The following is a 7,111-nucleotide window of genomic DNA, read 5'->3' as shown; positions in this document are numbered from 1 at the left end:
GTACATCCCGACCGACGGTCTGCCGGGCTGGCTGCGCACCCTGGCCGAGTGGAACCCGATCAGCGCGGTCACCACGGCCCTGCGCGCCCTCTTCGGCAACGCGCCCGTACCGGCCGACGCCGCCTGGCCGGTCGCCCATCCCGTCGCCGGGTCGCTGGCATGGTGCGCGGTACTGCTCGCGGTGTTCGCTCCGCTCGCCGTACGCCGGTATGCGCGCGGCGAGCGGTGACGGGGCGGTATGGCCTGACCGGCATGCCGATCAACGACTGGGCCCGCAGGGGCTGGCCCCCTCTCGTGTGTGGTCAGCCGGACAGGGGCTGCCACCGGTCTTCCAGCGCGGAGTCGAGCCTGCTGCCCCAGACCAGCGCCCCACCGACCAGGCCGGGCTTGTCCCGCGTGGCCAGGGCCGGGGCTTCGAGCATGTCGGCAGCCTCTTCCAGGTAGGTGACCAGCGTGTCGAGTTCTTCTCCAGGGGCTTCGTTGTGGCGGGACCAGCGGCCGAGGTAGCCGGTCGTGGCGTCCAGGTACAGGCCCGAGGTGCTGTCAGCCGGGCCCAAGGCGACAACCGGAATCCAGGTTGCCTTCCACACGGTGATCCGCTCGTCTTCGGAGCGGTCGGCGTTGAGGGTGTCCTCGTGGGCCTGGGTGTCCATCCGCTGCCGGTAGACGGCGGCCACGGCGTCCAGGGTCATCAGAGCCTCACTGCCCGGAAGGCATCCCCAGCCCCAGCCGTTGACCCCGTCGTCGCCTGCCGTCAGCATCCACAGGACGCGCAGCTCGACGGGTATCCGAATGCCGAGGTCGCCTTCCAAGGCGGCGATGGCGGCGGGGTCGGCGCCGGCGCGGAGCGCGGCGTAGGAGTCGGGGGCGTTGTGCTGGAGCCAGCGGGTGATGCGGTGCCAGGCGTCGGCGATCTCCCGTACGGTGACCGCGGTGGCGGCAGGGTCGGCAGGCTGGTCCTGGTCTCGGCCCTGCTCCTGCTCATGCTCCTGGTCATGGGCGTCCGTGGAGGGCTCGGTGGAGGGAGCCGCTCTCAGAAACCGGATCTCGATCCGGTCCGGCTCGCGAATGTAGCCGACGGACAGGTCGGGGCAGTCCTCGAACATGTCGCCGTCAACCGTCACGGTCAGGATGCCGGGCAGCCCCGAGGGCCGGCCCATGTCAGGGTCGTCGGCCAGCTGGCCGGCCAGGGCCTTCAGCGCGTAGGGAACGTCGGCCCCCAACCGGGCGGCGGTGTCACGTACGTCCGGCTGGATTTCGACCTTCACAGCCTGGTGCTCCTTGCTGGTCGGATACCGGACGGTGCCCCTCAGCAGGAGACCCACGCTCACCGGCGGGTGGGAGCGACGTGGGCAACATCGGCCGGACGCACCCCCACCCGGCATCGCCTGCAAGTCCTCAGCGCCCGCGGACGTCCTGGGCGGCCTCATACGCGCGGCGGAGCTGGTCGGGCCGGATGGGGGCGCGGTGTGTGGTGGCGGGGGGACGTACCCGCGCTCGAGCGGTACACCGGGGCGTTGCCGCGTGCCGTGGGGATGATGGACGGCGGTGCCGCGGTGCTGTGCCGGGACGGTGTGGCCGGCTGAGCGCGGGTCCTCGAGGCGTCGAGGAGACGCAGGTGTCGGTCAGCGCCCGCCGAACAGCGTGCGGCGCAGCCGGCGCAGCGGCGCGAAGAGCGAGACCCGGCTCACTCGCGCACCCCTGGCGCTGGGGGTGTGCGCAGGCTCACGCGCGGTCAGCTCACGCATCAGCGAGGTCGCCTCGGCCGTCTCCCCCTGGGGGACCGCAGGGCCCGCCAGCACCGAGAGATGGCGGTCGAGGCGCGAACTGGTCGCGCTGCTCCCGCAGGTGATCGCAGGGACCCTTGCCCTGCTGCGCACTGTTATCTGTTCCATGTCACTCCCCACCCGTACGAGTCCACCCGGCCCGGGCAGGGTAACCCTATCGCCCCCTTGGGGCACGCGTGTATCGCGGGCACAGGATTCACCTTCCTCGTAAGGGTGTTGACGGTCACTCTCCGAATCCAACCGATTTCAGGGCGAGTTGAACAACTGGCTGGCTGGTGGGCTGCGCTGAGCCACCGTCGGGTTCGACGGTCACGGCGAGTGACGTGGCGGACGGGTCGAGCCCGGTTGCGACCAAGGGCGTGTCGCCGTCGAAGAGGCCCAGGGAGCGCGGTTGCTCCTGGGGGCGCATGAGCCACAGCTGGTGCACCCGGTCGTCCGGCAGCTCGCCGTATCCGCTCAGGGTGACCACCGCACGCCCCTCAGATGCGGAAGCAATCACTCCGATACTTCGGCCCTCGCCGTCCCGGCCGGTCGTCGCCCGTGCGTCGGGAGCGGCCAGGACGTGGGCGATCTCACGTGCCTGGGCGCGCTCGGCAGCCAGTTGTTCCTGGGTCCGGTTCGCCTGGACGGCGAACAGCGAGGCGACGACGAGAGCCGCCGCGGCGGTCGCGGTGGCGAACGGAACGAACAGGGGGCGCGGCCGGGGCGCACGGGTGCGCGCCGGGGGCGGCTGGGTCCCCCACACATGGGGCGGCAGCGTGGGGGTGTGCCCACGCGCCGGGGCGGGTTCCTGCGGAGTGGTCCGTACGGCGGCCAGGACCCGGTCCCGCAGCGCGGCCGGCGCCGGGGCGGCCGTGGACCAGGCGAGGCGGACGGCGTCCTCGGACAGCGCCCGCACCTCGGCGGCGCAGCGGTCGCAGCGCGCCAGATGTTTCTCGAAGCGGCGCCGCTCGTCGGGTTCGAGGGCGTCCAGCGCGTAGGGCGCGGCGAGGCTGTGCTGGTCCTCGCGGCCCAGCAGTCGGCCGAGGATGCTCACGCGACTCCTCCCAGGCACTCGCGCAGCCGGGTCAGTCCGTCGCGCATCCGGGTCTTGACCGTGCCCAGCGGCAGGGAGAGCCGCTCGGCCACTTCACGGTAGGTGTAGCCGTCGTAGTAGGCGAGGGTGACGGACTGCCGTTGGAGGGCGGTGAGCCGGTCCAGGCAGCGGCGTACCCATTCACGTTCGAGTTCGGCCTCGACCTCCTCGGAGACATGGTCGAAGGCGGGGTGGTGGGCGCGCCGGGCCTCGCGTTCCTCGCGTTCGCCGGCCGCGCGGGCGCTGCGCACCCGGTCGACGGCGCGGCGATGGGCGAGGGTGAGGACCCAGGACAGGGCGCTGCCGCGGGCCGGGTCGAACCGGGCGGCGGACCGCCAGAGTTCGAGCAGTACCTCCTGGGCCACCTCCTCGGACTGGGCCGGATCCCGCACCACCCGCTTCACCAGTCCGAACACCGGCCCGGACACCAGTGCGTAGAGCTCTTCGAATGCCTTCTGGTCGCCGCCTGCGACGCGCACCAGAAGTTCGTCCGCCCCCACTCGGTCCCCCTCTCTCCGGCCGCACAGGGCCGGTCCCGTCCCACGAGGCATTCGCAACGAACCCACCTCCGGATGGGGTTACGGATCAGCGGGCCGAAAACGCGGGTCGAGCAGCGAGGAAATGAGTTTTCAGGTTCGACCAATCCGATCCGGGCGTGGCTCCGAATCCCCGGCGTCAGGCAAGTTGGCACTGAGGACGGACGGCATGACAGCTATCTCCAAGCGCGGCGCAGGACTCAGGAGCGTCGCCACCCTCGTCTGTGGTGCGCTGGCCGCCGGAGGGCTCGCAGCCGCCGGCGTGACCGCGCTGGAACCCGGGGAGGCGGAAGCCTCCAGCCACCGGGAGGCCCCGCTGATCTCGGGGACCCCGCAGTACGACAACACCGACGTGTACGCGTTCGTGAGCCCGGACAAGCCGGACACGACGACGATCATCGCCAACTGGATCCCGTTCGAGGAACCGGCCGGCGGTCCGAACTTCTTCACCTTCGCCGAGGACGCCCAGTACGACATCCACATCGACAACAACGGCGACGCGCAGGGCGAACTGCTGTTCCGCTACACGTTCAAGACGCATACGAAGAACGAGAAGACGTTCCTCTACAACACCGGCCCCGTCGAGAGCCTCGACGACCCGGACCTCAACGTCACCCAGACGTACGACCTCGAGCTGCTGAAGCTGAAGGACCAGCACCTGCAGTCCCGGACGAAGATCGCCGACGATGTGCCGGTCGCGCCGTCGAACGTCGGCAAGGCGTCGATGCCGGACTACGCAGGGCTGCGCAAGCAGGCCGTCCATGAACTGGCCGGCGGCTCGACGACGTTCGCCGGGCAGGCCGACGACCCGTTCTTCCTGGACCTGCGCGTCTTCGACCTGCTGTACGGCGGGAACCTCTCCGAGGTCGGCAACGACACGCTCAAGGGCTACAACGTCAACTCCATCGCCCTGCAGGTGCCCAACTAGATGATCCAGGAGTCGACGGACCAGCCGATCGTCGGCATCTGGTCTACGACCCAGCGCAAGAACGCCCAGGGCCACTTCACGCAGGTCTCCCGGCTCGGCAACCCGCTGGTCAACGAGGTCGTCAACCCGATCGAGGACAAGGACACGTTCAACGCGTCCGCGCCGTGGGACGACGCCCAGTTCCTGGAGAACGTCACCAATCCCGAACTGCCGAAGCTCATCGAGGCGATCTACAAGATCAAGGCGCCCGCCGAGCCGCGCAACGACCTGGTCGACGTCTTCCTCAAGGGCGTGAAGGACCTCAACCAGCCGCCGCACGTCCGCCCGGCGGAGCAACTGCGCCTCAACACCTCGATCGCACCGGCCGCGAAACCCAAGCGACTCGGCGTCCTCGACGGCGACAACGCCGGCTTCCCGAACGGCCGTCGCCTCACCGACGACGTGCTCGACGCCTCGCTCCAGGTCGTCGAGGGTGAACTGCTCGGCCAGAAGAACGACCTGGGCGACGCGGTCGACAAGAACGACAAGGAGTTCGAGAAGGCCTTCCCGTACGTCGCCCTGCCGACGGAGGGTTCCCGCGGCCCGCTCGCCAAGGGCACCTCGGGCGGCAACGACGTACGCAACCAGATCGGCGACGCGCTGCAGCCGGCCGGGTCCTCCGACGACAACATGACGCTGATCGCCGCCTCCGCAGGCGCGGGCGCGGCGGGGATCCTCCTGATCGGCGCCGGTCTGATGTGGTGGCGCCGCATGCGGGGCCGCGCGTACTGACGCGCCCCTCCCGACTGGCGCGGCCCGTCCCCTCCCCATCCCCCACGGCACGGGCCGCGCCGCCTCACGATGACGACCCTTTTGTGTACGAGGAGAGGGCATGGTCCCGCGTACGAACGACAACGAGCCTGAGCACGAGACCGACCCGAGCCCGGCCACCCAGGGAACCGCTGCTACTGCGGACACGGCCACCGAGACGGCCTCGGGCCCGGCGGACGCCGACCGTACCGCCGCGGGCGTCGACGAGCGGGTCGCTGCTCTGCGGCGGGTTGCTGCGGCCGGGCGGCGTTGGCGGGGCGGGCGGGTTGCCGGGTGTGCCGCCCTGTTGGCCGTGGCCCTGACCGCCGGTTCGATCGCCGTGGGGAACGTCCGGGACGGCGACGGTCGGGGCGTTGCGGCGGCGCCCGGTGCCGTCGCTCCGGCCGTGCTGGCGAGCGGCGACCTCGACTCGAGCATCGGCGCCCTGCAGACCCATCTCCGCGCCCAGCCGAGGGACTTCGGCGGCTGGGCCACCCTCGGCCTCGCCTACGTCGAACAGGCCAGGGTCGACGGCGACCCCTCGCGCTACCCGCAGGCCGAGCGGGCACTGGACCGTTCCCTCGCCCTCGAACCCGAGGGCGACCAGGCCCTGGCCGGCCTGGCCGCCCTCGCCGCGGCCCGGCACGACTTCACCGGCGCCCTCGACTTCGCCGGCCGCGCCCTGAAGCAGAACCCCTACAACGAACGCGCCCTGGCCACCCGTATCGATGCCCTCGTCGAACTCGGCCGCTACGACGCCGCGTCGAAGGCCGCCGACGCCGCCGACACCCGCCGGCCGGGGATCCCGGTCTTCACGCGGTACGCGTATGTGCGCGAACTGCGCGGCGACGTCCGCACCGCCCGTCGGGTCATGGAACAGGCCCTCGACAACGCCGTCGCACCCGGCGACGTGGCGTACGTCGCCACCGCACTCGGCCAACTCGCCTGGAACCAGGGCGACTACACGACCGCCCTGGACCACTACGCCCGCGCCCTCGCCGCCGACGACACCTACCTGCCCGCCCTGGAGGGCCGCGCCCGCGCCCAGGCCGCGAGCGGTGATCTCGCCGAGGCCGTGCGGGGCATGGAGGCGGTCGTCGCCCGCGCCCCGCTGCCCGGCGCGCTCGTCGCCCTCGGCGAGCTGTACGAGGAGCGCGGCGCCGAGGGCGACCGGGACAGGGCCCGCGACCAGTACGCCCTGGTCGACGCCTGGACGGCGCCGGCCCGCGCGGGCGGCGTCAACCCCGACCTCGACACCGCGCTCGCGGCCGCCGACCACGGCGACGCGGACCTGGCCCTGCGCGCGGCCCGCGCCGAGTGGTCCCGCCGCCACACCGTGCACACCGCGGACGCCCTCGCCTGGGCGCTGCACGTCAACGGCCGCGACGAGGAAGCCCTGCCCTACGCCCGCCGGGCCACCGCCACCGGCTACCGCAACGCCGCCTTCCTGCACCACCGCGGCATGATCGAGCTCGCCACGGGCCGTACGAAGGACGCCCGTGCCTCCCTGACGGCGGCACTGGAGCTGAACCCCGGGTTCTCCCCGTCGGCCGCTCGCGAGGCCCGCGCGGCGCTGAAGACCCTGGGGGCCGAGTGAGGCCCCGTCGTGTTCTCGCCTCCGCCGCGGCCGTCCTGGGCATCGCCGGCGCGATCGTGCTCGTGCCCGCCACCGCCGCAAGCGCGCACCCCTTGGGCAACTTCACCGTCAACCACTACGACGGTCTTGTCGCCGCCCCCGGTGAGCTGCGCGTCGACCATGTCGAGGACCTCGCCGAGATCCCGGCGACCCAGGCCGGACCGGACGTGGAACGGCTCGGCGTCACCGCGTGGGCCCGCCAGCGGTGCGCGGACGCCGCGCGGGCCAGCGAGGCGACGGTCGACGGACGCACCGTCAGGCTCGACGTCGCCGACAGCCACGCGCGCGTGCTGCCCGGTCAGGCGGGGCTCGACACCCTGCGGGTGGAGTGCCGGCTGACGGCTCCCCTGCCCGAGGCCG

At 72.1% G+C, this 7,111-nt stretch carries 5 protein-coding genes and 3 pseudogenes; 4 read left to right on the top strand and 4 right to left on the bottom strand.

What is annotated here, in order from left to right:
• A pseudogene (locus tag ACTWQJ_RS43130) lies at positions 1 to 229 on the top strand (ABC transporter permease); the annotation flags it as partial.
• Between the two features lie 73 nt (positions 230 to 302).
• On the opposite strand, the gene ACTWQJ_RS43125 reads toward ACTWQJ_RS43130, so the two are convergent.
• The 4 genes from ACTWQJ_RS43125 to sigK all read right to left on the bottom strand — a co-directional run bounded on the left by ACTWQJ_RS43125 (position 303) and on the right by sigK (position 3,362).
• Complete coding sequence (locus ACTWQJ_RS43125) at positions 303 to 1,268, bottom strand: hypothetical protein (protein WP_443311862.1); 966 nt, start codon at positions 1,266 to 1,268, stop codon at positions 303 to 305.
• Between the two features lie 357 nt (positions 1,269 to 1,625).
• The gene (locus ACTWQJ_RS43120; protein WP_385512980.1) at positions 1,626 to 1,895 is read right to left on the bottom strand and encodes a hypothetical protein; all 270 of its coding nucleotides are present in this window, start codon (positions 1,893 to 1,895) and stop codon (positions 1,626 to 1,628) included.
• A gap of 115 nt (positions 1,896 to 2,010) precedes the next feature.
• Positions 2,011 to 2,823, bottom strand: a complete 813-nt coding sequence (locus tag ACTWQJ_RS43115; protein ID WP_443311861.1) for an anti-sigma factor — start codon at positions 2,821 to 2,823, stop codon at positions 2,011 to 2,013.
• Positions 2,820 to 3,362: an ECF RNA polymerase sigma factor SigK gene (gene sigK / locus ACTWQJ_RS43110; RefSeq protein ID WP_165396161.1), complete on the bottom strand. Its 543-nt coding sequence runs from the start codon at positions 3,360 to 3,362 to the stop codon at positions 2,820 to 2,822. Before sigK ends, ACTWQJ_RS43115 begins: the two co-directional genes overlap by 4 nt.
• A gap of 205 nt (positions 3,363 to 3,567) precedes the next feature.
• On the opposite strand from sigK, the pseudogene ACTWQJ_RS43105 reads away from it, so the two are divergent.
• The 3 genes and pseudogenes from ACTWQJ_RS43105 to ACTWQJ_RS43095 form a co-directional block, all read left to right on the top strand.
• Positions 3,568 to 5,097: pseudogene (locus ACTWQJ_RS43105) on the top strand (DUF4331 domain-containing protein).
• A gap of 100 nt (positions 5,098 to 5,197) precedes the next feature.
• Positions 5,198 to 6,712, top strand: coding sequence for a tetratricopeptide repeat protein (locus ACTWQJ_RS43100; RefSeq protein WP_443311860.1), 1,515 nt, complete (start codon positions 5,198 to 5,200; stop codon positions 6,710 to 6,712).
• Positions 6,709 to 7,111 (top strand): annotated as a pseudogene (locus ACTWQJ_RS43095) (nickel transporter); the annotation flags it as partial. The gene ACTWQJ_RS43100 and the pseudogene ACTWQJ_RS43095, both read left to right, overlap by 4 nt.

It is taken from the genome of Streptomyces sp. KR55 (genome assembly GCF_052245645.1).
GTDB classification, from domain to species: domain Bacteria; phylum Actinomycetota; class Actinomycetes; order Streptomycetales; family Streptomycetaceae; genus Streptomyces; species Streptomyces flavusporus.
Note: the sequence above shows the minus strand (reverse complement) of the source record. Positions and strands in the feature narration are given on the sequence as shown.